Origin of the sequence: Novosphingobium sp. (genome assembly GCF_039595395.1) — a bacterium.
In the GTDB taxonomy this organism is placed as follows: Bacteria; Pseudomonadota; Alphaproteobacteria; order Sphingomonadales; family Sphingomonadaceae; genus Novosphingobium.
This window is the reverse complement of the sequence record NZ_JBCNLP010000006.1, coordinates 1,883,468-1,909,240: the sequence shown is the minus strand read 5'-3', so window position 1 is coordinate 1,909,240 and position 25,773 is coordinate 1,883,468. Positions and strand designations below refer to the sequence as shown.

19 protein-coding genes and 1 pseudogene are annotated in these 25,773 nt (G+C 60.7%); 12 read left to right on the top strand and 8 right to left on the bottom strand.

All coding sequences use genetic code 11. The annotated features are described in order from the left end of the window. Positions 1-279 precede the first annotated feature (279 nt). The 5 genes from ABDW49_RS27890 to ABDW49_RS27870 all read right to left on the bottom strand — a co-directional run bounded on the left by ABDW49_RS27890 (position 280) and on the right by ABDW49_RS27870 (position 5,567). Positions 280-1,569 (bottom strand): MFS transporter, encoded by a 1,290-nt coding sequence (locus ABDW49_RS27890; RefSeq protein WP_343617147.1) that lies wholly within the window; start codon positions 1,567-1,569, stop codon positions 280-282. Positions 1,570-1,609: 40 nt separating this feature from the next. Next, on the bottom strand, positions 1,610-2,590 hold the full coding sequence (locus ABDW49_RS27885; protein WP_343617145.1) for a hydroxyacid dehydrogenase: 981 nt from the start codon (positions 2,588-2,590) through the stop codon (positions 1,610-1,612). Further along, a complete protein-coding gene (locus tag ABDW49_RS27880) occupies positions 2,590-3,267 on the bottom strand; it encodes an RraA family protein (RefSeq protein WP_343617143.1) in 678 nt (225 codons plus the stop codon). Before ABDW49_RS27880 ends, ABDW49_RS27885 begins: the two co-directional genes overlap by 1 nt. Before the next feature lie 229 nt (positions 3,268-3,496). Next, positions 3,497-4,234, bottom strand: a complete 738-nt coding sequence (locus ABDW49_RS27875; protein WP_343617141.1) for a helix-turn-helix domain-containing protein — start codon at positions 4,232-4,234, stop codon at positions 3,497-3,499. 88 nt (positions 4,235-4,322) lie between these two features. Then, positions 4,323-5,567 carry an MFS transporter gene (locus tag ABDW49_RS27870; RefSeq protein ID WP_343617140.1) on the bottom strand — a complete coding sequence of 415 codons (1,245 nt, stop codon included), beginning with the start codon at positions 5,565-5,567 and terminating at the stop codon, positions 4,323-4,325. 147 nt (positions 5,568-5,714) lie between these two features. Here ABDW49_RS27870 and ABDW49_RS27865 point away from each other — a divergent pair, with 147 nt between their 5' ends. The 5 genes from ABDW49_RS27865 (at position 5,715) to ABDW49_RS27845 (ending at position 12,772) form a co-directional block, all read left to right on the top strand. Further along, the gene (locus tag ABDW49_RS27865; RefSeq protein ID WP_343617138.1) at positions 5,715-6,767 is read left to right on the top strand and encodes an amidohydrolase family protein; all 1,053 of its coding nucleotides are present in this window, start codon (positions 5,715-5,717) and stop codon (positions 6,765-6,767) included. Between the two features lie 149 nt (positions 6,768-6,916). After that, positions 6,917-9,754 carry a TonB-dependent receptor gene (locus ABDW49_RS27860; protein WP_343617136.1) on the top strand — a complete coding sequence of 946 codons (2,838 nt, stop codon included), beginning with the start codon at positions 6,917-6,919 and terminating at the stop codon, positions 9,752-9,754. An 8-nt stretch (positions 9,755-9,762) separates the two neighbouring features. Next, the gene (locus tag ABDW49_RS27855) at positions 9,763-10,800 is read left to right on the top strand and encodes an MBL fold metallo-hydrolase (protein ID WP_343617134.1); all 1,038 of its coding nucleotides are present in this window, start codon (positions 9,763-9,765) and stop codon (positions 10,798-10,800) included. 69 nt (positions 10,801-10,869) lie between these two features. Continuing rightward, positions 10,870-11,328, top strand: a complete 459-nt coding sequence (locus tag ABDW49_RS27850) for a cytochrome c (RefSeq protein ID WP_343617426.1) — start codon at positions 10,870-10,872, stop codon at positions 11,326-11,328. Between the two features lie 526 nt (positions 11,329-11,854). Continuing rightward, on the top strand, positions 11,855-12,772 hold the full coding sequence (locus ABDW49_RS27845) for a LysR substrate-binding domain-containing protein (RefSeq protein WP_343617132.1): 918 nt from the start codon (positions 11,855-11,857) through the stop codon (positions 12,770-12,772). On the opposite strand, the gene ABDW49_RS27840 is transcribed toward ABDW49_RS27845, so the two are convergent. The 3 genes from ABDW49_RS27840 to ABDW49_RS27830 are packed head-to-tail and all read right to left on the bottom strand — an operon-like array spanning position 12,752 to position 15,452. Next, positions 12,752-13,258 carry a hypothetical protein gene (locus ABDW49_RS27840; RefSeq protein WP_343617130.1) on the bottom strand — a complete coding sequence of 169 codons (507 nt, stop codon included), beginning with the start codon at positions 13,256-13,258 and terminating at the stop codon, positions 12,752-12,754. The two genes, ABDW49_RS27845 and ABDW49_RS27840, sit on opposite strands and share 21 nt — an antisense overlap. Next, a complete protein-coding gene (locus tag ABDW49_RS27835) occupies positions 13,255-13,926 on the bottom strand; it encodes a UbiX family flavin prenyltransferase (protein ID WP_343617128.1) in 672 nt (223 codons plus the stop codon). Before ABDW49_RS27835 ends, ABDW49_RS27840 begins: the two co-directional genes overlap by 4 nt. Further along, complete coding sequence (locus ABDW49_RS27830; RefSeq protein WP_343617126.1) at positions 13,923-15,452, bottom strand: UbiD family decarboxylase; 1,530 nt, start codon at positions 15,450-15,452, stop codon at positions 13,923-13,925. The genes ABDW49_RS27835 and ABDW49_RS27830 overlap by 4 nt, the downstream gene beginning before the upstream one ends. A 769-nt stretch (positions 15,453-16,221) precedes the next feature. On the opposite strand from ABDW49_RS27830, the gene ltrA reads away from it, so the two are divergent. From ltrA to ABDW49_RS27795, 7 genes and pseudogenes are all read left to right on the top strand, one after another. Continuing rightward, positions 16,222-17,553, top strand: coding sequence for a group II intron reverse transcriptase/maturase (gene ltrA, locus ABDW49_RS27825; protein WP_343613260.1), 1,332 nt, complete (start codon positions 16,222-16,224; stop codon positions 17,551-17,553). Positions 17,554-17,805: 252 nt separating this feature from the next. Continuing rightward, positions 17,806-18,204 (top strand): annotated as a pseudogene (locus ABDW49_RS27820) (transposase); the annotation flags it as partial. 26 nt (positions 18,205-18,230) lie between these two features. Then, positions 18,231-18,797: a hypothetical protein gene (locus ABDW49_RS27815; RefSeq protein ID WP_343617124.1), complete on the top strand. Its 567-nt coding sequence runs from the start codon at positions 18,231-18,233 to the stop codon at positions 18,795-18,797. 180 nt (positions 18,798-18,977) lie between these two features. After that, entirely contained in the window at positions 18,978-21,650 is a 2,673-nt protein-coding gene (locus ABDW49_RS27810) for a TonB-dependent receptor (RefSeq protein ID WP_343617123.1), read from the top strand. Beyond that, complete coding sequence (locus ABDW49_RS27805; protein WP_343617122.1) at positions 21,650-22,765, top strand: Ca2+-dependent phosphoinositide-specific phospholipase C; 1,116 nt, start codon at positions 21,650-21,652, stop codon at positions 22,763-22,765. Before ABDW49_RS27810 ends, ABDW49_RS27805 begins: the two co-directional genes overlap by 1 nt. Further along, on the top strand, positions 22,762-23,979 hold the full coding sequence (locus ABDW49_RS27800; protein ID WP_343617121.1) for a histidine-type phosphatase: 1,218 nt from the start codon (positions 22,762-22,764) through the stop codon (positions 23,977-23,979). The genes ABDW49_RS27805 and ABDW49_RS27800 overlap by 4 nt, the downstream gene beginning before the upstream one ends. A 717-nt stretch (positions 23,980-24,696) precedes the next feature. Next, positions 24,697-25,419: a hypothetical protein gene (locus tag ABDW49_RS27795; protein ID WP_343617120.1), complete on the top strand. Its 723-nt coding sequence runs from the start codon at positions 24,697-24,699 to the stop codon at positions 25,417-25,419. Positions 25,420-25,773: the final 354 nt, after the last annotated feature.

The following is a 25,773-nucleotide window of genomic DNA, read 5'->3' as shown; positions in this document are numbered from 1 at the left end:
GAGCGTGTCGATGACGCATATCAAAGTCGATAGGCAACGTCACGAAGGAGGAGAGGTAACGCTGGATGCCATTACCGCCCGTAATAGGGGTTTGAACGCACTAGGGATGGGCTGAATGAAGGGCAGGTTTCAAGGATGAATTTTGATGGCATGAATGGCCGCCTTGTCAGCGATCCCCGCGCGGCGCAGAGGCGGCAGCCCGCGACCAAAATGCGTCGTTCGCACATGCTGCCCCGAATGGCAGATTTCGACGAAACCTGATGTCCAGCCCGGGCGCGATCAGCGCGATCTCCTTCGCCCCAGAACCAGCAAAAAGCCAAATCCCGCAAGATTGAGGATCGCTAAGGGCAGAAGGGCAAGAGCATAACGACCCGTCTTGTCCAGGATGAAACCGTAGATGTTGATGGCGATGCCTCCTCCGATAAGGTTTGAAACCGCGCCCACAACCGCCAGCCCCGCCGCCGCCGTTCGGGGTGAGAGCCACTCATAGCACAGCGCCCAGAAGGGCCCCTTGGCGCTATAGGCGCCCACCAGGATGGCACACAGCATGACCATCGTGGGTATCAGCGCTGTTGTTGTCATCGTGGACAGCACGCCGGCCACGATGAGCAATATGGCAGCGCAGGCGTGCCATTTCCGTTCGCCGGTCTTGTCCGACGAGGCGCCCCAAAGGATCATTGCCACCGAGGCGATGCCAAAGGGCAGGGCGCTTATCAGCCCTACCTGAAAGTTGCTCAAGCCACCGGCGGACTTGATCAACTGCGGTTGCCACACGCTTAGAACCGTGCTTGCCGCAGAAGGGCCTGAATACGCGAGCGCCAGAGCCCAGATGAAAGGATTGAGCAACAGTCGCCCTGTGGAAGGCGCGTCGGCAAGCGAAGTCGACGCCTGTTCTTCCTTCAAGGTTGCGTCAAGCCATTCGCGTTGCACGGGCGAAAGCCAGGCCGCTTGCGACGGCCGATCGGTCAGGACAAAGAAACAGAGGCAACCCAGCAGCAGCGTCGGCACACCTTCTGCAACGAAGACCCAATGCCAGCCCCGCATCCCCAAGCTGCCGTCCATTGACAGCAACGCTCCGGACAGCGGCGCTCCCAAAAAATTCGCGGCGGGGATCGAAGCCATGAAGGTGGCGACGACCCGGGCTCTGTATTTGCGCGGCAGCCAGTAGCTGAGATAAAGAAGGACGCCGGGAAAGAAACCAGCCTCCGCCGCTCCCAGCAGAAAGCGCATAACGTAGAGCATGTTAGCGCTCGAAACCAGGGCAGTCGCTGAAGAGAGCAAACCCCAACTTATCATGATGCGAGCAATCCAGCGGCGAGCGCCGAACCGTTGCAGCGCGAGATTGCTGGGGACCTCGGCCAGAAAATAGGAAACAAAGAACAGGCTGCTTGCCAGTGCGAATGCGGATTTCGACAGCTTGAGGTCTTCGTTCATTTGAAGCGAAGCCATGCCAATATTGCCGCGATCGATGATTGAAAACAGATAGCATATCATAAGAAACGGCACGATCCGCCAAATGACGCGGCGCATCGTGCTGCGCTCGATCGCAGAATCGACGAGACTGTCCATAATCCTCACCCCGGGCGGTATGCCGCCGTCTTTGTTTGTGTCAGGCTGCCTTCAGCGCGATGGGATTGGCAACCATCCATTGATCCGGCAGGCGGCCTTCAATTGCGGCCAGAGCCTGTTCCATCACCATGACACCAACCCTTTCGCGCGCTTCCGCTGTGTCCGCACCCACATGCGGTGTGACAACCAGGTTGGGCGCTGCCCAGAGCGGTGAATCGGGACCGGGCGGCTCAGATGCCACCGTGTCCAAGCCAGCTCCTGAAAGCTTTCCATCCTTCAGGGCCGCCACCAACGCGGCTTCATCAATGAGTCCCCCGCGCGCCGTGTTGATCAGCATTGCGCCATCGCGCATCAGTGCAAAGCGCCGGGCGTCGAACATGTTCGCGGTTTCGGGGGTGAGCGGACAGTGAAGGCTCACGACATCGCTATCGCAAACCAACGCATCAATGCTCGACGCAACTCCGTAAGACAACGGCAAGCTTTCAGCGGCCACATAAGGGTCATGAACCAAGATTCGCATACGCAAAGGTTCGACCAATTCGGCCAGGCGACGTGAAATGGTGCCGAAGCCTATCAGGCCCAAGGTCTTTCCGGTCAATTCTTGTCCGGGGACCTTGTCCCATGAACCATGTCGCGCGGCGTGGTCGAGTGCCACGATGTTGCGCGCCGCCGCAAACATGAGTGCAAAAGCGTGTTCGGCAACAGATTGCGAATTGGCCCCAGCCGCAAACGCCACTGGAATTTTCTGAGCAGTCGCGGTGGTGACGTCAATCGAGTCAACGCCCACCCCATGTTTCGTGACAAGCTTGAGCCGCTTGGCAACACGGATCGCGGCTCCACTCAATTTGCCGCTGCGCATGATGATCACGTCGGGCTGATGAGCCTCGATCGTTTCGATCATTTTCTCCTCAGGTGGATGAGGTGGAAGAGTTATGAGTTGTACGCCCCGAGCTTGCGCCAAGGCAACAGCTGCCGGTGCCAGGCCCGCCCCGACGAAGAGAATGGATGACGCCCCCCGCATCACTGGTGGATCTCACAACCTGCCGCCACCAAGGCGTCCTCGACCCATTGCCGATTGTTTTGGCCCTTGGCGATGCGGTCAAGTTGAGCGGTTTCCGCAGAGTGTTTCTTGGCCGCTGCAGCGTAGACGTTTTCGACATCGGCAAAGGGTATCGCGACCAAACCATCGTCGTCGCCCAACATAAGATCGCCCGGTTCGATGACCATGCCACCAATGGCGATCGGGACGTTCACCTCGCCCGGCCCCATCTTGTACGGACCGCGATGCGTCACGCCCGCTGCAAACACTGGAAAATCGCCGTCACGTATAGCAGCAAGATCTCTTACTGCCCCGTTGATGACAAAACCACCCAGCCCCAGCCAGGCGGCATGGGCAATCATGAGTTCGCCAATAATTGCATTGGTCAGATCCCCTCCGGCATCGACGACGATAATGTCGCCAGGGGAAGCCCGATCAATTGCTGCGTGAACCATCAGGTTGTCACCAGGCCGCGCCTTGACTGTGATAGCAGGACCGGCAAGGCGACTTCCGCGATGAAGAGGCCGTAAAGTAGCGCCAGCGCCTAACATTCTATCCATCGAATCGCTAACGTTGGCCACCGGCAACTGTTTGAATTTCTCCACCTGATCGGCCGAGACGGCCCTTCCTCGCGGCAGAATGCGAAAACCCACAGCCATACCTCAGCTCCATAACCGTCGTTTTTGATGTGCGGCAAGGAATAATGAAACACCGTTGCATTGTCATTAGCTAATTTGGGAAATTCAGCGCAAATTAGGCTGAAATCCTGCTTTTCACCGTGGCTTTGGTTGATGTGTGAGGCATTAATTGAAACGCCATTTCCATTTTTCGCGTCAAGGCGGCAGCCAGCCGCGCGGAGTGCTGCTTGGAAACGGGCAGTTTTGCTATTTACGAGCGGGTGCGATTCGCTTCCTGTAGAATGACGTCGCGGTGCACATCGGCGTTCATGCCACTGAGCAAATTGGAGAGCGCTTCCGATAGCAACGGAGCCAGCTCTTCCAGCCTTCCCTCATGGAGACGATTTGATGGCCCGGAAAGGGTCAAAGCTCCAACCGGCGGCCCATCGCCCAGAAAGACAGCTATGGCCATGGATGAGGCATATGGATCTTGCGACCCGGCCGAGTAGAGGACGCGCACTGCTTGGGGATCTGTCAGGCGCAGCGCCTGAGCAATCGCGGAATTATCCATCGGCCTGGTGTCACCTGGCTGGAGGTGAATGCGCAGCCGGTGCGGAGAATTGATCCGATACAGGCACATCCGATACGCCCCGTGCCTCACATAGAACGAGGCGGTTTCTCCCGACTGCTCCGAGAGACGCTGGAGGATAGGCAGGATTTGGCGCTCGAAACCGAAAGCATCCTGGTAGATGCTGCTGAGGCGAGCAATCTCCCCGCCGAGTTGGTATTGCCCGTCAGCCAGCCGCAGCAGAAAACCTGCTTCTTCCAACGAAACAGCCAAGCGCATCACGGTGCTTTTGACCAGATCGGTGCGCCGGGCGAGCTCGGAAAGCGTCAGCACCGCATCACCGCGCTCGAATGCCCGAAGAACGCTAAGGGCCCGATCGACGGCTGCAACACCGCTAACTCCCGGTCGATCACGTCTTGTCAATTCGCTGTCATTTGCCATGCCGTTTGCGATAAGGCCGCTCCCTCATAAGCACAAGGCCAGTCCTGCGCCCGTGGGTCCGGAAGACCTTGGGACCGGGCAAGTCCGCTCACTTAATCTCCCGCCCTTTTGTTTCCGGTGCGATGGCCACGATGACGAGAGCGAGCAACAAGGCGACCACCGTCGAGCCCAGTCCGGCTGCCAGACTGCCCTTGCCCGAGGCCAGCATGCCGATGATCGTGGGTGCCGATACACCGCCCAGCCTGCCCCCATTGTAGATCAGCCCCATGACGAAGCCACGCCGAGGGCTGGTGGCGATCAGTTCCGCGATGAAAGGGCCCAGTCCGGCGAAGATGCCATTCACCGAAAAACCCGCGCAAAACAGCGCCAATGGCAGCAGGGCATCGGGACCGAACACGAAGGTAGCGACCGCAACCGCGCCCAGCAGCAAATAGGCCGCGAACATCGGGCGTCGGCCCAGCCGATCGACGAAGACGCTGAAAACCAGAAAACCGGCAAGAGCGCCAAGCTGGAGCAGCAACACATGGCTCAGGCTCGACATCAGGTTCATGCCCCGGGCGGCAACCAGATAGGTCGGGGTCCAGCTTGTCACCCCCCAGAATACATATTGCAGGCAAAACACCAGACCGAAGGCGATGAGAGCAGGCTTGAGGATACTGGGGCCCACACCCTGTCTTGCGTCATGCGCTATTTGTTTGCGATGTCGTTGCGCTATCCAAACTGGAGACTCAGGCGTGGCCCGAGCGACGAAAAAGAGGATCAGGGCCGGCAAGGCCCCGATGAGATAAGGCACGCGCCACCCTTCATCGGCGAGGCCGATCGTTTCACCGACGACAGCGGAAGCGGCGATCGCCACGATCGCCCCGGTAGGCAGCCCCGCCTGCATCAGAGCGCCGCCGCGACCACGCAAATGCGCAGGCCAGCTCTCGGCGACGAGCGCGGCCCCCGCTGTCCACATACCACCCATGCCGAAAGCGCCGCAGACCCTAAGAATGAAGAGTTGCTCGACCGATTGGGCGCAGGCGAAGAGGCCCGAGAACAGGGAATAGATGCAGATACAGAGAAAGGCGGTTTTCACCCGCCCGATCCGGTCGGCCACGAAGCCGAAGAGAATGCCCCCGACCATTTGGCCTGCCGCGGTGAGGCTGAGGAGCGATCCGACCAAGGTTTTCGACATGGTGAAATGTTGCGAGATGAACGGGATCGTCAGTGACAAGGAGTAGGAGTCGTAGCTTTCAAACGTCCATCCCAGCCCGGCCAGGGCCAGGGCCATCCATTGGGCTCGCGTGATGTCGCGATACCATTTGGCGCCACTCACTTGCACATCAGACATCGCATGCTCCCGCGGCTCGTTTTATCGTGGGGCGAGCCTGCGCCCGGACCATGCACGGCCAAACCGAGAATCGCAATCAAAAATGAAACGCTGTTGCGTTATTGAGGGTGTGAGCTTAGGCGAGTCCCGAATTTTTGGAGAGTGCACGTGGCCGAACCCAAAGCGATAGCCTTTAGTCATGTCCCCGTCCGCGAGGATTGGTTGGCACTGAATGTCGAACCAGCACTCGATCCTGAGCTACCCATTATCGATTGCCATCACCATCTCTGGGACCGTCCGGACGGAACCTATCTCTACCCGGAATTGCTGAGCGATATCAAAAGCGGGCATCGTATCGCCGGCACGGTGTTCGTCCAGTGTCGTTCGATGTACCGCAAGAACGGGCCCCTCGCGCTCCGTCCGCTTGGCGAGGTCGAATTCGTCAACGGCGTGGCAGCCATGGCGGCCAGCGGCATCTATGGGGAGACGCTGGCCTGCGGAGGCATCGTGGGATGCGCCGATATGACGCTGGCGGCAGAGATTGCCCCGATTCTTGACAGGATGCAGCAGCACACCGACCGCCTCAAGGGCATCCGTTTCCCAGTTGCCTTTCACAACGATCCAGCAGTTCAGTCGACCCCGGTGGCTCCTCCCGAGGGACTTCTGCAAAGCCCGAGCTTTATTCGTTCCTCCCAGATCCTTGCGCAGCGGGAGCTCACGCTCGACGTCTGGGCCTATCAAACCCAGTTGCACGAAATTGTGCAGCTCAGCCTATCGGTCCCGGATCTTACCATCGTCGTCGATCACTGCGGCGGACCGATCCGCGTAGGAGGTTATCGCGACCGGCCGCGAGAGGCTTTTGATGCGTGGCGCGCCGGAATCGAGGCGGTTGCATCGCGACCCAATATTCGCATGAAGCTTGGTGGACTAGGAATGAAGGTTAATGGATTTGACCTCCATTTGCTCCCGGAACCGCCCACATCCGACCATCTGAGCCAGATCTGGCAGCCCTACATAGACTTTTGCATCGAGGCTTTTGGCGTAACGCGCTGCATGTTCGAGAGCAACTTCCCGGTCGACAAGGGTATGGTCGGCTATGCCAATCTTTGGAACGGTTACAAGCGGATCGCTGCATCTCGGACAGCACAAGAGCGTCACGCGTTATTTTTTGAAACAGCGCGGCAAACCTACAGCCTGAACGATATGTACCCCCTCGGCTGACGACATAAATTACCGCGAAAATGAAACACCGTTGTATTTATGCTTGTCACAGCCGATTTCTCCGGTTAACCCACCCCTCGTAAACCGGCCTGTCGAAAGGCCGAACGAATCGACCAGGCAAAGTCTGGCGAATGAAAGGGAAGGGACCGATGATGGGCCGTTACGCCTCCACTATGCCATCCGCTGTCCGCGTCATGCTGCTTGGAGCAGCAAGCGTTTTTGCATTGAGCAGCACCGCACATGCTCAAGGTGCTGTGGCCTCGTCTGAAACGCCTCCGGTCACTGCTCCAACGACAGCCAGCACCTCGGACGCAGGCAAAGTGAATGCCGATATCATCGTCACCGGGTCGCGCATCGCCCGGCCAGGTCTCACGGCCCCAACGCCGGTCACTGCCCTGAGCAGCGATCAGCTCATCAAATCCTCGCCTTCGACAATTGCAGAAGCGCTGCGCACCCTGCCCGCCCTAACCAATACGTCGGGGCCTCAGCGTAATTCGGGCACCACGAACGGAGGGCAGAGTTTCCTTGACCTGCGCGCGCTTGGACCTTCGCGGACATTGACCCTGCTCAACGGCCAGCGTTTCGTCGCTGGCTCGCTCAACGGCAGCGTCGATGTCAACATGATCCCCTCAGCGCTGATCAGCCGCGTGGACATCGTAACGGGCGGCGCTTCCGCCGCCTATGGATCCGATGCCGTCGCGGGCGTCGTCAATTTCATTCTCGATACGAAATTCACCGGCCTGAAGACCGACGCCTATTATGGCATCTCGCAGCGAGGTGATAACAAGGAAGTCAAAGCCTCCGGCGCTTATGGGTTCAAATTCGGTGGCGATCGGGGCCATGTCGTGATGTCGGCCGAGTATTTCCAGAATGACGGCGTGCGCCCGCAGGATCGCAGCTGGAGCAGCCAGGGTCATTACTATGTGCAGGGCCCGGCGGGCGGCCCTGGCCTCATTTCGGCTTACAATGTACGGACGATCGGCACACAGGGCGGCATGATTTTGAATGGCAATGGTGGCTCTGCGGCTGCCAATGCCGCGCTAGCCGGCATCCAGTTCAGTCCAAATGGCACACCCACGCCTTACAGCTTTGGCAGCTATCGTACCAGCTCGCAGCAGATCGGCGGCGATGGCATCAATTCGGAACTGGTGCAGGACCTGATCCGCCCGCTGCACCGCATCTCGCTCTTCGGTCACGCCGAGTATGATCTGACGGATAATGTGACGCTCTACGGCGAAGCTATGTGGGGTGACAGTGAAAGCACATACGTGACAGGCCTTAACCGTAATCAGGTCGGCAATGTTCTGACGATCCAGCGTGATAATGCCTATCTTCCGGCGTCCATCAGCAGCCAGATGCTCGCGACAGGTGTCACGTCCCTTACCTTCCTACGCCACTCTTTCGATCGTGGGTATGTCTACACCGACAATGACGCCAAGACGCAGCGCTATGTCGGTGGCGCCAAGGGCAAGCTGGGTTCCTGGAAATGGGAAGCCTATTTCAACCACGGTCAGTCCAAGGCAACGACCCAAATCCTCAACGTAGACAACACCCAGGCGTTGGCGCGTGCTGTCGATGCGGTCATCAGTCCTGCAACCGGGCAAGTTGTTTGTCGCTCGACACTGACCAACCCGACCAACGGCTGCGTGCCCATCAATCTATTTGGCATCAATGCGCCGACCTCGGCGGCGCTGGACTACGTTTCGGGTACCAGTTCCTCGGTTTCGACGCTTACCGAAAACGAGGCTCAGGTCAATTTTACCGGGACGTTGCTGCAAGGATGGGCAGGCCCGATTTCACTTGCCGTGGGCGGCGAATGGCGCCGGGAAAGTGCGGTCACGACCTCCGATCCGCTATCGCAAGCCGGCGCGTGGCTTTACGGCAACCCGCAACCCTGGGCCGGACATTATGAGGTCAAGGAGGCCTATGCGGAAACCGTTATCCCGCTTCTCAAGGACACCCCTTATGCTCGCAGCCTGGAATTTAACGGCGCGGCGCGCGTTACGAACTATAGCACCAGCGGAACCATTCCTTCATGGAAGGCGGGGATCAGCTATGTGCCTACCGAAGGTTTCCGCCTGCGGGTAACCCGATCGCGCGATATCCGCGCACCCAACGTATCTGAATTGTTCAGTGCCGGGCGCCAGCAGACCTCTTCGCCCATTGATCCCTTCAAGGGCGGCGCAGTCGTTCTTGGCGTTCCCACTATCTTGTCGGGCAATCCCAACCTAAGGCCGGAAAAAGCCGACACCTTCACCGCGGGCGTCGTGTTGCAACCGCCGGTCATTCCGGGTTTCACGCTGTCCGCCGACTACTACGACATCAAGATCAATGACGCGATCCAGTCTGTGACGGCGCAGCAGCTTGTTGACCAGTGCTACGCAGGCAATCCACTCGCTTGCTCCCAGACCGTTCGAGACTCAAGCGGGACGCTCGTTCGGCTGCTTAGTGTGCCTCTCAATCTTGCTCAACTCAGGGCTACGGGTATCGATTTTGACATCGGCTATCGTCATGCGGCTGGATCAATTCTCGGCGATGGCAGTAATGTGAACCTGCGCACCATCATCTCCTACCTCGACCGGCTCACCAACACCGTCCCGGGGTCGGCTCCGATCAACCAGGCTGGTCAGGTCGGCCTGAGTACAACCCCTCATTGGTCGGGCACGACTCAGCTTGGTCTCTCAAGCCGGGTGGCCTCGATCTTCTTTCAGGGACGGCTGATCGGGGGCGGGCTCTGGGATATCACGAAGAACGATACCCAGGTGAATTTCAATCATATCGCCCCGCAGTTCTATCTGGATGCCCAATTCTCCTACAAGCTGCCGGTGCTCGAGCGCCGGGCTGAGGTTTACATCGATATCCGCAACCTCCTCGACCACAATCCGCCATTTGCGCCAGGCAACGGCAATCTTGCGATCGCCACCAACCCTGGACTTTACGACGTTGTGGGCCGTTCCTTCCGTTTTGGCCTTCGCTTCAAGATGTGAGACATGAGATGAGCAAAATGAAAAACATTGCAGGCATTCTCCTCTCTTCCGGCCTCTTACTTGGATCGGTCACTAGCGCCGTTGCCGATCCCAACAAGCCGTATCCCAAGCCCGTCCGCACCTACGAGGACCTTGATCGGGAAGACGGTCTGAAGGATCCGGCCGCCATCGGCTTTGGCAAGATGGCGGTCGATGTCGGTGGCAAAGACTGGCCCACCACGGTCTCCTTCCGCTGCAACGCGACGGGTGGGCACATCGTTTCGGGCCTCACCGCGCCCAAAGCCACAAAGGTTTTCGACAATCTCTACTATATCGGAGCGGCCGATGTTGCCTCCTGGGCAGTGGTTACTTCGGAGGGGATCATTCTGATCGACGCCCTGACCACCCAGCAGGAAGCGCAAACCTATATCGTGGATGGCATGCGTTCGGTCGGCCTCGACCCGGGCAAGGTGAAATATATCATCGTTAGCCATGAACACGGCGACCATTATGGCGGTGCGCCGTTGATCCAGTCGCTGTCGGGTGCCCATGTCTTCATGAGCGAGATCGCGTGGCAAGCTTTGGAACATATGAATGAGCGCAGCCCACTGGCCCGCTCGCCCCGTCCGAAACGGGATCTCGTCCTTGAGGATGGCGGCCATGTAACGCTGGGCGACACCACCGTCACCACCATCGCAACGCCCGGCCATACGCCCGGAACCTTTTCCTTCATCATTCCGGTGAAGGACCATGGGCAGATGCATCAGGCGGCATACTGGGGTGGCAATGGCCTCCCGCTGAAAATCGAGGGTCAAAAAGTTTTTCTTCAGTCGCTCGGGAAGTTTTCCCAGGCCACGATGCTGGCCAAGGTCGATGTCGAAATTTCGCCTCACGGCGATACCGACGACACCGTGCAGCGCTTGAACGAGATCGGCCGTAGCAAGACCAATCCGTTTCTGGTCGGGCGGGAAAAATATGAGCGCTATGAGGCGGTATTCGACTTCTGTACGAGGGCGCGCATGGCAACGACCCTGGCTGCGGGAGGAACTGCAGCCTCGGGTGAATGAGAGGGCGCGTGATGCTGTGCGCTGGCTCAAGGCGTTGTAAATGGACCGAGATAGGGAGGGGAGGTGTCCATGCGCGCGATGAAACTGCTGGTGAGTGGGTTCGTGCTGGCCGGAGCGGTGTCGGTGCATGCCGCAACGCCGCAGGAAACGGTGGAAACCCGACAGAAGAATTTCAAGCAGTTCGGCGCCGCGGCCAAGGCGGCAGGTGACACGCTTAAGACCGGCACGCCCGATGTGGCCGTCATCCACAAGAGCGCGGCCACCATCAACGCGCTGGCACCCCGCATTGCCACCTGGTTCCCGAAAGGCACCGGCATCGGCCGCTACAAGGGGAAGACCGGCGCCAAGCCCGGGATATGGAACGACAACGCCGGCTTCAAGGCGGCGGCCGCCAGTCTGGTCAAGGCCGCCGGCGACTACAAGACCGCCGCGGATTCCGGCAATCTTTCCGAGATCCGCGCCAAGCAGATGGCGCTGGGCATGGCCTGCAAGGGCTCTCATGACAAGTATCGCCAGAAGGACGACTGAGCTTGGCGGACCAGCTCGTGACCGGCCAAAGCTTGACCATTCTCATGGCTCAACCGCACATGGTGACCTTGTGGCTGATCATTCCAGCGCTGATAGCGGGGGTGGTCACCTTGGGCTTGGCGCATGGGGCCAAATGGCCGCGGGTTTAACTGGAAGAGGTAACAAAACGCATCTCAGCAGTGCGAAACTTCGGCAATCCATCGTGAAGGAATGTGCCCCAAATCCAGCAGCCTTCAGCGGCGCCGAAATGGATCGTCCCCTGTGACAACGGATGGCATGATTAGGCTAAGGAGGCAGGTTTCGTCAAAATCTGCCATTCGATGCATCATTTGCGAAAGGCGGCAAAGTCCCAGACCCAGTCTTTCAGCAGCGCTGCAGCCAACGTAAATGTATGCCCGGTTTCAAAGCTCCGACCACGAGCGCTGAACGACCGGTATTGAGGCGGAGGCAGGCAAATGCCGTGATGCCATCTCAGGGATTGCATTACCCCTTGCCGCGTAAGCGGCACGGTGTGAAGGGGGAAGGCATGAATGAACTGGCAGCTCTATCGCTCCGCCGCTTGCAGGTCTTTCTGGTTGTGGCCCGTCATTTGCACATCGGGCGCGCGGCCGAGCAACTGGGCATTGCCCAGCCAGCCGTCAGCCAGCAGATCGCCGCGCTGGAAGAAGCGCTGGGCGTGCGCCTGTTCCACCGGCGTAAGCGCGGCATCGATCTGACCCATGCCGGTATCGCCTATCGCGACGCCTGCGCGAGCCTGCTCGACCGTCATCATGCGGATGCCGAAACCGCCCGCCGCACCGCGCGGGGCGAGGCCGGGCGGCTGGCGATCGGCTATGTCGTCTCAGCAATGTTCGGCGATACCCTGCCCGCCCTGCTGCGCCATGTGCGCGATGAACGGCCCGGTCTGGCGCTGGAGCTGCATGAGGGCAACATCGGCAGTGTGCTGCGCCAGCTGGAAGAGGGGCGGATCGACGTCGCGCTGGTACGCGCGCCGCTCACTTTGGCACCAGGATGGAGGCATCTGGCGCTGGCCCCTCAGCCGCTGCGCTTGGCCTTGCCCGAAAGCCATGTGCTGGCCGGGCGCGATCATGCCACGCTGGCCGATCTCGATGGGCTGCCGCTGATCAGCTACAGCGATCCGGGCGATTTCGGCGTGATGCAGGTGATGTCGCACCTGGCGCGGGAGGCTGGATTCTCGCTCAATGTGCAGTGGACCTCTAGCTCGGTGACCGGCGTGCTGGGGCTGGTGGCGGCCGGGCTGGGATCAGGGATTGTGCCGGAGGGATTGGCCCAGCTCAATCCGGCGCGCATCGTGCTGCGCCCTATCGTTCACCCCGAGGCGGTGGCCAGCCTGTGGTTTGTGTGGGATGAGGCGCGCGTGTCTCCCGCGCTGCAATGGACACTCGACGAGATCGACCGCAGGCTAGCCGCGCAAGAGCGGTGACTGGCCCGGCCCATCACGATTCAGCGCTTCGACTTGGACCTCGAACAGCTGTTGCCGTAGCTGCGCCCAGCGCGCCTGTCCTGTTTGCGGGTCATGCAAGGCAAAGCGCAGCGCACTGGTGATGCTGGCATAGGGCGCACTTTTGTCGCATACCGCAATTGGCTCGAGGCAGAAGCCTTGGAGATCCGGACCGGAGGCTTGGCTGGGGAGGGCAAGGGTGCCCACCAGCGCCAGACGGATCTCGAACACGCCTTCGGGGCTGGCCAGAATCAGGCAGGCCTGCCCGGTTGCCACCAGATTGTGGGTCCCGCGCGAACCGGCCCAGAGCGCCAGCCGGAGCTGACCCATGGTGTCGATCACCACCTCACCGCAGCTCAGATGGGCCAGATGCGGCCAGCCATCGGCGCGGCAGGTCAACAACTCGGCGGCCAGCGTGCTATCCAGGCCATGGCACCAGTCCCGCACCATGAGGGGCAGGGCGATCATGCGCGCCGCTCGATCCGGGGGACGACCGCGCTGTCCTCGTGATCTGTACTATTGCCTTCCAGCGGCGTTCCTTCGCCCCAGCGGATCATGTCGGGCATCTCCACGTCGAACAGGTCGAGCGCGCGCGCCACCGAATGGTTGACGATATCATCGAGCGTGCGCGGCCTGGTGTAGAAAGCGGGCACCGGCGGACTGCAAATCGCCCCCATCTCGGTCACGGCGGCCATGTTGCGGATATGGCCGCCGTGCAATGGCGTCTCGCGCACCATCATCACCAGCCGGCGGCGCTCTTTCAGTACCACATCGGCGGCGCGGGTCAGCAGGGTGGAGCTGATGCCGCTGGCCACTTCGGCCAGCGTGCGCATCGAACAGGGTGCAATCAGCATACCCAGCGTGCGGAACGAACCGCTGGCGATGCTGGCGCCGACATCGCCGATGGGGTGGACATGATCCGCCAGTGCATGCAACTGCTCACGCGTCAGATCGGTCTCATAGCCGCGCGTCATGTCCCCGGCGCGTGAGACCACCAGATGGCTCTCAACGCCCGCCGCGCGCAGCATCTCCAGCGCGCGAATGCCATAGATGATGCCGGTGGCGCCGCTGATGCCCACGATCATCCGGTCGGGGGCAGCGCCCCGCGACCGGCCGAGCAGCGTGCGCCCGCTCATGATGCCGCGCCCTTGAACAGCTCCGGCGCCCACGGAGCGGGGTCAACCTCGACGAATTGGGCGCGCTTGAAATGCTCCTTCATATGGAAGGGCACGGTGCAATCGAACACGGTCTTGCAGCTGTTGCCGCGCACCGAAAGGGCCGGATTGTACTCGGGCGTCTGCGATGGGTCGAGGATATGGCCCGGTACGTTGGGCAGGAACATCGTGTCGACATCGCCCTGATAACGCGTCTGCATCGCCCAGAGCACATCGTCGGTGTCGAAGAGATCGACATCCTCATCGATCAGAATAACATTCTTCAACTCGCGATAGGCTGCCAGCGCCAGGATCGCCGCCTGCCGCTGCTTGCCCTCGTCGCCCGCCGCGCGCTTGGCGACCTGGATCACCGCCAGAAACTTGCCGCCGCCCGAGGTATGAGCATAGACATTGGTGACGAAGCCGGGCAGCGCCGCCTCGCAGGCGTTGAGGATGCTGGCTTCGGTGGGGATGCCCGCCAGGCTGGTGTGCTCCTCGCCGGGCCCCACCAGTGTCTGCAGGATGGCGCCCTTGCGCATGGTCACCGCCTTGACCTTGATGATGGGCAAGGCAGGGTGCGCCGGGCCGGTGTAGCCGGGGAATTCGGGCATGGCATGGCCGGTATCGGTGTTGATGTCCTCGCGGATGCGGCGTTCGGGCAGGATCTCGCCCTCGATGACGATTTCGGCGCGGGCGATGGAATGCTCGTTCACCGTGACGGCTGGCACCAGCTCGACCGGTGCGCCGCGCAGCGCGCCTGCCACGCCCAACTCATCATAGCCGAAGGGGGTGGTGGGGGCCTCGAAACAGGCGCCGATGGGAATGGCGGGGTCCAGACCCATGTTGATGGTGACGGGCAGGGCCTCGCCGCGTGCCTCGGCCTTCTGGCGGAAGGCGTCGATATGGCGGCCCGGCGCGAAGAAGATCGACAACTCATCCTTGCCCTGCACGCAGAGGCGGTGGATGGTGACATCGCTGTGGCCCTCGTCGGGATCGGTGCCCAACACCAGGCCGAGGCAGAAATAGGGACCGGCATCCTCGGGCGTGTTGGTGGGGGCGGGCAGCAGCTTGCGCAGGTCGAAGCCGGGTTCGTCGGCGCGATAGACCAGTTCCTGACAGGGCGAGCCTTCGCCCGAAACCAGCAGCGGCGCCACCGGATTGGCGACGGCCTCGCCCATATGGCGGGCCAGATCCCGCGGTGCGCTGTCGAGCAGCAGAGCGACGCGCTCGCGGCTGGCCATCAGCCCGACCAGCACCTGCGAGTCGGGATAGCCGGTTACATTGCGGAAGATCATCGCCGGGCCGGTGCGCGTGGGGCGCGAGACCGTGCCGCCCGCGCCGATACGCTTGTAGACGCCCGCCAGTTGGGCGTCGGGATCGACGGGATGGTCGGTGATGAGGAGCTGGCCGGGCACGCTTTCCAGCCGCGCCAGCACCGAGCGCAAGTCATTGATGGTAGCGCGTTCCGGCGCGGATTGGGTGCGATTATCGGGTGAGAGATCGTTCATGGGGGACTCCTTGATCGGAATGCCCCCGGTCTAAGCTTCGGTAATATCATCATCTATGGCCTTCAAACGGCAATATTGATAAGTTTTAGATTATAGATTCCTCCATGGTCGGCGCGACGCGGTGATGCGCAGCCTGGGGGCGTGAGCCACGCTCGGAAGTCATCGGTCTCTTAATAGCCAGCCCTGCCCGCTTCAGGGCCTAAGGTCGCCGAACGTGGGAGTGGCGGAATTGGCGGGAAGTTGACCTTCGGTGAGCCGGATTGCAACGACGGCTTTGTCCGTGCGCCGTGCCAAGGCGGCGTTTTCCAGTGGGTGAAAGCCCCACCCGGCTATGCTCCAGCCGGAAGCAACCGGGGCAGGCATGGAGGTGACGAAATGTCTGAAGCCCCTGGATGACAGTCACATAGGTGACTGTGCGAGTGTGCAGGCCGCAACGTGAGTGAACGCTGAGCAAACCTCGAAAACGTCGATGTGTGGGCCGACCCGGCCGGACTTCCGGGGAAGGCTGATATGGATGGGGGAGTTTGAGCGACGCTGAACCCATCCGCCACACCGGGGTAGTGGCGGCAGCATGTACACAAGGAAAGCGCACGCAACACGGGAAACCCCATCACGTGCTCGGGGACGAGCAACCGGACGCCCGCGAGGGATGGGACGGGCGGGGTGGGGTGGCGGAGAGGCCCGTAGTACCGGGGAAGCCGGGTAATGCCGGTGGAGGGAAGGAGCCTCAGTTCAAGGCGAACGCACCAAGTAGTGAGGGACCGCGAGATTGGGAAACCTATCAACTCCGAAAAGCGTCCAGAAACTGCAGACGGCGTTGCACGCGAAAGCGAAGGCGGAAGCCGACTATCGCTTTTACGCGCTGTACGACAAGATCAGCCGCGACGACATTCTGGCGCATGCCTATGCCCAGTGCCGCTCCAACAAGGGCGCACCGGGGATAGACGGTCAGGACTTCGCGGATATTGAGGCATACGGCGTCGAGCGGTGGCTGGCGGAACTGGCGCGTGCCATCAGAGAGGAGACGTATCGACCGGAACCGATCAGGCGGGTCCATATACCGAAAGCCAATGGCAAACTCAGGCCGCTGGGCATTTCCACCGTGCGGGATCGGGTCTGCATGACAGCAGCAATGCTGGTGTTGGAGCCGATCTTTGAGGCCGACCTTCCGCCGGAGATCTATGCCTACCGAGCTGGGCGTAATGCTCAGCAGGCCGTGATCGAGGTGGAGGATCAGCTGTTCCATGGTCGTCCCGATGTCGTGGACGCCGACCTTGCCGACTACTTCGGCAGCATTCCCCATCCCGAGCTGATGAAGTCCTTAGCCCGCCGGATCGTCGATCCACGCGTGCTGCATCTGATCAGACTGTGGCTGGACTGCGCTGTCGAGGAAACCGACGACAAAGGCAGGAAGACACGAACGACGGTGGCCAAGGATCAGCGACGCGGCATCCCGCAGGGGTCACCCATCTCACCATTGCTGGCAAATCTGTACATGCGCCGGTTCGTGTTGGGGTGGCGGAAGCTCGGTCTTGGGCAACGTCTTGGCGCTCGGCTCGTCACCTATGCCGACGACCTCGTCATCCTGTGCCAGAAGGGCAGCGCGGAAGCTGCGCTCGACCATATGCGCAGGTTGATGGGCAAACTGAAGTTGACGGTGAACGAGGAAAAGACACGCATCTGCAAGGTACCGGACGAGACGTTCGACTTTCTGGGATACACATTCGGTCGGATGTACTCTCCGACGACGGGAAGAGCCCGCATGGGCTACCGACCGTCGAAGAAGAGCATCAAGCACGCGGTTGAGAAAATCCACGCGCTGACCGAGATGACGTCTACGTGGCAGGATTCCGCAGTACTGATAGCCAAGATCAACCGGGTGCTACGCGGTTGGGCCAACTATTTCTCGGTCGGCACAACGAGCAAGGCATACCGGGCCGTCGACAGCTATACGTTGGTGCGGGTGCGTCGGTGGCTGCGTATCAAACATCGAGGCAAGCGACGCAGGGCTCGGACCTATCCAGACGAGTACCTCTACGAGACCATCGGCCTCGTACGCCTGACCAAGCTTGGACGTGGCTCGTCGTGGGCGAAGGCGTGATGTCTTGTCCGAGAGCCGGGTGCGGGAAATCTGCACGCCCGGTTCGCCGAGCGGGGGGTGAAAACGGAACGTCTGGCAAGCCCCACAGGCGCGCCGCACGTCACCGCGTCACCTCCCGACTCTACCACTTTTTGTTATTCTCGACGCTCGGCCAGCACCTGAATGTATGGCAAGTTTCGACAGGCCCCATTGGAGGCGGGAACGACCGCTCTGTCAGCGTGAGCCGCGAGAGGCAGGCTGTGGGCGGCTCCGGTCGCCGACCGATTGCGACCCAGTGTACCCAAGTTGGCCGCGCAGATGGACAGCAGCGAAGATGAGGTGCTGGCCTATATGCACTTCCCGGCCTCGCACCGGATTAAGCTGCACTCGCACCATACGCCACTACCCACGAGTCGCAGCAGAAACTTCGGCACCGACATCCTCATACCGGTTACCAATCCACTGGAAAGGAGCAACAAAGAAATCAAGCGTCGGGCCGATGTCGTCGGCATCTTTCCCAACGAGGCCAGCATCACCCGCCTGATCGGCGCCGTCCTGCTCGAAATGAACGACGAGTGGGCGGTCCAGCGCGGGCGCTACATGACGCTGGAAAGTCGCGCCCAAGTCAGCAATAGTGCCTTCGTCACGCTTGCGGTCGCCGTGCCAGCCTGACAAACCCTGCCTTGCCGGGGTTCCTCGTGGCTCGCGCCCAAAGCTACACCACGAAATGGAACACGATCGTGTGCAATCGTGCGCACCCCTTCCAGCGCAGCTTCCGCAGTATTTTGCAGCAAGCCCCAAACTGCTTGGGTCAGTTGATCTCAATCGGCCATCAAGCTGGAGCCGATGGTTCGAGCTTCTCCTGCAAGGTGACCCGACCGCGCCAGCGTCCTTTGGAAAGGAAGGGTGCGATTGCGTGCGAAATCATTCAGGCGATAGGCGCGTGGATCGGTTCCGGAAGACGCGCAAAAGTACGACACGCTTCGTTAAAAGGCCGGATGCTTTCAGCCCGCTGCACCAGCCGTAGGAAGGATTTCCAGCATCGGTTGCGCGCTTTGCGCCTCACCCTGCTGCTCGGCAGTGGCGTTATACGCCTGGTCATTGATGATTGCGGGTATAAAGGATCGCCAGACACATTGGCATGGTTTCATGCGCGAAGAATGATATTTATCATCGGGAAGGTGAAGATTTACGGAGTTTTGGCTGTTATCTTCAGTCAATTATCTAAAAGGTGGCTCAGCAATCAAATGTTATGCCGACCATGACTGTCAAAATCGATAGGCAGCTTTTCTTACGATGCAAACAAAACCAACGATAATCAATATATAAAATATATATAGAAAACAAATTGCAGAAAAATAATGTGATGTCACAAGCGTGAAATGATGCGATTTTAATCGCCGCCCCTTGCTGCTCGAATGTTCGGCAAACAGGGGAAACATTCCATGTCACGTTATTCGCGCTTGATTTGCGCGCCGCTTCCGCTCGCCTTTTTTACATGCGTTGCGCCTCTGGCCGCGCATGCGCAGAATAGCTCGCCCGCGCCGGTCAGTTCGGATGATGGCGCGCCGAATGCCGGCGACATTGTCGTAACCGGAACCTATGCGCGCAGTCTGGCCGCAGCGACCGAAACCAAGCGCCGCGCAGCCTATGGCGTGGACTCGATCAACTCTACCGACATCGGCAAATTCCCCACCCAGAACGTTGCCGAAGCCCTGCAGCTTGTCACCGGCGTCGCGATCACGCGGCCGCGCGGTGAAGGGCTCTACGTTAGCGTCCGCGGCCTCGGCCCGCAATTCCAGAGCACGCTGGTCAATGGCCGCACCGTTGCCATCAACGATCTGATCGAGAACGGCGGCGCCAATGGCCGCCAGTTCCGCTTCGAGATGTTGCCCGCCGAATTCGTCTCGCAGATCGACGTGGTGAAAACGCCGACGGCCGACATGACCGAGGGCGCGCTGGGCGGCAACATCGACGTCAAGACCTTCCACCCGCTGGAAGTCGGCACCAAGACCACGCTGAACCTGCGCGGCACTTACACCTCTATGACCGGCAAGGTGAAGCCCAACGCCACCGTGCTGACCAGCTTCAAGAGCAAGGATGGCACTTTCGGCATTCTGGTGGGCGGCCAGCATTGGGCCAAGGCCGTTCGCAACGACCGCTTCTACAACACCGGCTGGAGCATCGTGCCGCGCTTCACCAGCGCTCTTGGCGGCAATTATTACGTGCCGATCCGTACCCGCCCCACGGTGGAGAATGAGGATCGCAAGCGTTACTCGGGCCTGCTCTCGGCCCAGTGGCGCCCCTCCAAGGAGCTGGAAACGACGCTCGATGTGTCGCTGACCCGGCTCGATGTCGCCTATGACGAGTTCGGCCTCGATATCTACCCCGATGACGGCCCCGGCAGCCGCTATGCCGGAGACCCTGGCACAAGCATCGTGCCCGGCTCCTTCACCATTTCGGGCGATACGGTCACGCGCGCCACGATCAACAATGTGCGCTTCATGGCCTCACGCGAATACAGCCTGAATCGCCACGATCTGGTCAATGTCGGGCTCAAGCAGCTCTGGAATCCGGGCGAATGGCATATTTCCGCCAACGCCAATTGGTCCTTCGCGCACAGCTATCATCCCAGCTTCGCGCAGGGCACCGTGCGCAGCCGCATGATGGTGATCGCGCCCCTGACCTATGACGCGACCGGCGGCTACAAGGTCGCGCCGACGCTGAGCACCACGGCGGATCTGAACAATCCGGCCAGCTATTCCTATTACCCCTTCAACATCGCACCGAAGAACAGCAAGGACTGGGACAACTATGGCCGGCTCGACGTCGGCCACGATCTGCATGGCTTCCTGACCAAGCTGCAGGGCGGTTTCGAATATCACTGGCGCAAGCGCGATTACTGGCGCCGTGATTTCACGGTGGGCTCCACCAGCAGTCCGTTGCGCCCGATCTCCCAGGTGGTGCCCAATGCTTCGGAGCCGTTGCCCTTCGACAGCTTCCTCTCCGGCGTCGGCGGCAACTTCCCGCGCACATGGCCCGCGCCAATCACCAGTGCTTTCTACAACACGCTCTTCACCGATGCCGTGAAGAACGCGCCCCTTTCGGCCAGCGACTTGCGTGCCTCCTACATCGTGACGGAAAAGGTGCTGGGCGGTTATCTGCGGGGCGATTACGGCTTCCAGCTTGGCGGCATCGACGTCACGGGCAATGTCGGCGTGCGCTATGTGCACACCGATCAGGTGGCCAGCGGCACGCTGACGACCGGCTCCTCGCCCACGGCCGTCAGCTTCCCCAAGACCTTCAACAACTGGCTGCCCAGCTTCAACCTGCGCGCGGAACTCACCCCCACGCTGATCGGCCGCCTGGCCGCAAGCCGCGTGCTGACGCGCCCCAACATCACGCAAAGCTCCCCGCAGATCAGCGTGTCGACCGACGCGCAGACGGCCAGCGGCGGCAACCCGGACCTCAAGCCCTTCCTAGCCACCCAGTTCGACGGGTCGCTGGAGTGGTATTTCCGCCGCGACGGCTCGCTGACGGGCGCGCTGTTCTACAAGAAGATGGATGATTACATCACCGCCCAGAACGTCAACATTGACATTCCCGGGCGCGGCACGGTGCTGCTCAGCACGCAGGTCAATGGCGGGCAAGCCAAGGTCTATGGCCTTGAGGCGGCCTATCATCAGGTCTTCAGCTTCCTGCCCCAGCCCTTCGACGGGCTCGGCATGCAGGCGTCCTACACCCACACCTCGGTGGAAGCGAGCTACACGGCGGGCGCCCGCCCCATCGTCAACCAGTTGATCGGACTGTCCAAGGACAGCTTCAACCTTGTCGGCTTTTACGAAAAGGGTCCGATCTCGGCCCGTCTGTCCTATGTCTGGCGCGGCAAGTATCTCTCGAGCAGCGGCAGCACCACCCAGACGGAAATCTATGTCGCGCCCTTCGGCTCGCTTGACGGAAATCTGTCCCTGCGCGTGATGCCCAGAACCACCATCAGTCTGGAAGCGATCAACATCGCCGGAGCCAGGAGCTATTCCTACAGCGGCACGGAAAACCGCTACAATGAAATCCAGTATTATGGCCGCACCATCCTGTTCGGCGGGCGCGTGGAGTTCTGATGGTGAAGAGGCTTTTCGCCACGATGCTTGGCTGTGCCGCGCTGACCTTGGTCGGCGCGGCGGGGCGGGGCACAGCAGGCCCCGTCGCCATGAACGATGTTCAGGTCGTGGGCTCTCACAACAGTTTCAAGGCGCGCATTCCCGCAGCGGTGATGGCGAAGATCCGCGCCATGGAGCCGAAACTGGCCGACGGTCTGGACTATTATCATCTGCCCCTGCCGCAGCAGCTTGACGCCGGTGTGCGTCAGATCGAGCTGGATGTCTTCGCGGACCCTCAGGGTGGGCGCTATGCCGACCCGAAGGGCGAACAATGGGCCAGGGAAGCCGGGGAGCGCACTGGTTTTGACCGCGCGGTCATGCTGAAGCCCGGTTTCAAGAGCTTCCATATCCCCGATGTGGATTATCTGAGCACCTGCGTGACCTTGGTGCGCTGCCTGACCGAGGTCGACCGCTGGTCACGCGCGCATCCCCGCCATCTGCCGATCATGATCACGATCAATGCGGCGGACACGCCCTCGAACCGGCCCTGCATTAGCAATCCGCTGCCCCTTGACGACAGGAAACTGCTGGATGATCTGGATGCGGAAATCCGCTCCGTGCTGCCGGGCAAGCGGCTGATCACGCCCGACGATGTGCGCGGCAAGGCGCCAACCCTGCGCGAGGCGGTGCATGGGCGGGGCTGGCCAAGCCTCGAAGCGGCGCGTGGGCGGATTTACATCCTGCTCGATGTCCGTCCTGCAGTGTCGGACGTGTACCGCGCGGGCCATCCCTCGCTGGCCGGGCGGGCGATGTTCGGCTGGTATCCGGACGATCAGCCCGAATCCGCCATCCAGATCGTGCAGGACCCGCTGGTGGATGGCGCCAAAATCCGGCAATGGGTGAAAGAGGGTGCCATCGTGCGCACCCGCACCGATGCCAACACCGTGGAGGCCCGCGCGCATGATCTGCGCAAGGCGCAAGCCGCGATGGCGAGCGGCGCGCAGGCGGTGAGCACCGATTATTACCCGGGCGCGCCTGATCCGCTCAAGCTGGGCTTTGCCGTCACCCTGCCCTATGGCGCGATGGCGCGGTGCAGCACTTTGCGTGTCCCCGGTGGATGCAGGCTGCGGCCATGAAGGCAAGCGCGCTGGCGGCCCTTCTGGCGCTCTGCCTCGCGGGAGGATCGTCTGCCGCGCAGGCAAAAACCGGCAAAGGCCCCGACTTTGTGGTGGAGCGCGCCGTGCTGGTGATGCGGCATGGCATTCGCGCGCCGCTGGCGGGGGAGGTGCCTGATGCCACGCGCACGGACCTGCCATGGCCGCAATGGCCCGTGGCGGAAAGCCGCATCACGCCGCATGGCGTGCGGGCGCTGGAGATCATCGGCGGTGCGGACCGCCGCCTTCTGGCCCGGCGCGGCTTGATCACGGCCACAGGATGCCCGGAAAGCGGGGCAATACGCATCCGGACCAACAGCTCAACCCGGACCATCGCTAGCGGTGAGGCCTATGCGCAGGGCTTCGCGCCTGGATGCCCCCTGCCGATCATGCATCGCCCCCTTGGTGAAGCTGACCCGATGTTCGAGCCGTTGCGGGCCCGTGCAACGGCCTTCGACACCAAGGCCGCCATTGCCGCGATCAATCAGGAGACAGGCGGCATGGCCGCGCTGGTCAGGCGCCATCAATCGGCGCTGGCGAATTTGAACCGGGTTTTGGGATGCCGTGGCACGGCGGCCGGATGCGCGGACAATGGCGTGCCCGGTCTGGCGCCCAGCGCCGATGGGCGTGATCTGGTGCTGACCGGGCCCATTCGCGCCACCTCCGGCATCGCGCAGGTGCTGCTGCTGGAATATGCCGAAGGGTTGTCTGCAAGGGATGTGGGCTGGGGCCGGGTGGATGCCGCGGGGCTTCGCAGGTTGGGCGAGCTGCATGCCGCCCTTTTCGCCGTGTTCACCAAACCGGCCTATATGGCGGCTCACCAGAGCGCGGTGCTGGGGCGCGAGGTCCTGCGGGGACTGCAGGAAGACAGTCCCTATCGGCTGGAACTGCTGATGGGGCACGATACCAATGTCACGGCTCTTGCGGCCGCTCTGCGCGTTGATCTCGATGCGCCCGGTTATGCGGTTAATGATGTTCCGCCCGGAGGTGGCTTATTCTTCGAGCGCGTGCGCAACCGGAGGTCGGGCAAAATCTTTGTGCGTGTTTCCTACCGGACGCAGTCGCCCGATGCCTTGCGAGCACTGACCTCTGGCGTGTCGATCAAGGCGTTGCCTGTTTTGACATGCCGGACTGCGCTTTGCCCGATCGAGGTGTTTCAGGAGGCCTTCGAGGCCCGGCTCGCGGCCTTGCGGTAAAATTGTCTTCTCGGGTTTCGACATCGCTGGTCATGCCTGGAGGAGAAAGTCCTGTGCCGCCGCATTGAGCGCGAGCTCAAAAAGGGGGGCGCTGTATGGCCACGTCCTTCGAAGCATGGATCGCGGCGGTACCTAGTGCCTCCGCCAATTCCTCCATGGTCCAGACACCCTTGCGCTCCAGCATTCCCGACCAGTGCAATGAATGCGGTGCTGATCGCACGACTGGCATCTCGGTCCGTTGGTGGCTCCCTTATGCTGTGACGAACCTTTGACCGTCCGGAGCTTGGAAGGCTGCCATACCATAAATGGAGGTCGATTAAACTTAGAAGGCAAAGGGATAACGGCGAGGAGATGCTGAAGCGTGTCCTCCGTCGATATGATGCATGGTGGCGTGCTGCTTCATCCGATATTTCATTTGAACGGTATATAGTATCTAATACCAACGTATGGATTGTGCTGCGGACGGACGCGTCGATACTGGACGCGACCGGGCCGCCGATGCCATGTCCAAGTTGCATCGCAATCAAAAGTGTCGGCCATGTCCTCAGGCATGCTCGAAGCCCGGCGTCTGTTCTGCACGAGTTGTAATCCCCATGTCTGAGGTGGGGTTCGGCTCGCCCGCTTTTAGCGTCCCGCCATTCCCATACCTTCGTAGTCCTTCATCCGCGTCCCACAGGCGTCCTAGATGCAATGAGGCTCGCAAAAGGATGAAGGCATATGGATAAACTAGCGGTTGAAACGATCGAAGCCCACGGTGGACTGGAGCAGTGGCGTAAATTCAAAACCGTGAAGGCCCATTTGATTCAAGGAGGTGGGCTCTGGGATATCAAAGGCGTTACTGGGGTGTTGGCGAACACGAACCTGACCGTCGCGCTTACCCATGAGCAAGCATCTCATCAGCCGTTTGGCGATGGGAAGCGCAGATCACTGTTCACGCCCAACAAAGTCGCCCTGATTTCAACCGAGAGCGGCGAGGTTCTCGAAGAGCTCGACAATCCCCGTGCTTCCTTCGCCGGCCACAAGCTGGAAACCAAATGGAATGATCTCCAACTGGCCTACTTTGCCGGGCACGCGATGTTCACCTATCTCAACACGCCTTTTCTGATGGCATGGCCGGATGTCCAGGCTGAGGAAATTGGTGATTGGGAAGAAAACGGGGCGGTCTGGCGCCGTCTGCGCATCACTTATCCCTCCAGCATCGCCACCACAAGCAAGGTGCAAACCCTCTATATCGGTGCGGATGGTCTGATCCGTCGCCATGACTATCACGTTGAAATTTCCGACGATGTGACAGGTGCTCACTATCCTTCGGACTATGTGGAGGTGCAGGGAATCAAGTTTCCGACCCGGCGCAGGATTTACACGCGGGACGCGGAGGGGATTCCCAATTTCGAGCAAATGACTGTCTCGATCGATTTGGATCGGATTGAATTGCTCTAATTCTCAGACATTTGTCTGTTTTGGCTGGTGAGGGCATAGGAGTGCAGGGCCTATGCTCCCCCGTTTTTAGCTGCCAGCATGCGGGCGCAGTGACCGATCAAGATGGTCCATCCGATCCAAGTACCTTGGGTAGAGACGCGAGACCGGCCCGGCCCATGAGCGTTGATTATAGCTCGTGGCATACCAGGGTATAATGGTCGAACGCAGGCTGATGGCGTTACGAGGCCCTCACGATCTGCCCATCGGATTCAGCACAATCTGAGCATGTTGGCGCGGGGCTTCCCGCATAGTTGCAGGGTGTATCTGCAATAAATACGAATCCGGAGAGTGGATTCGTAAAAAAGAATTCAAAAA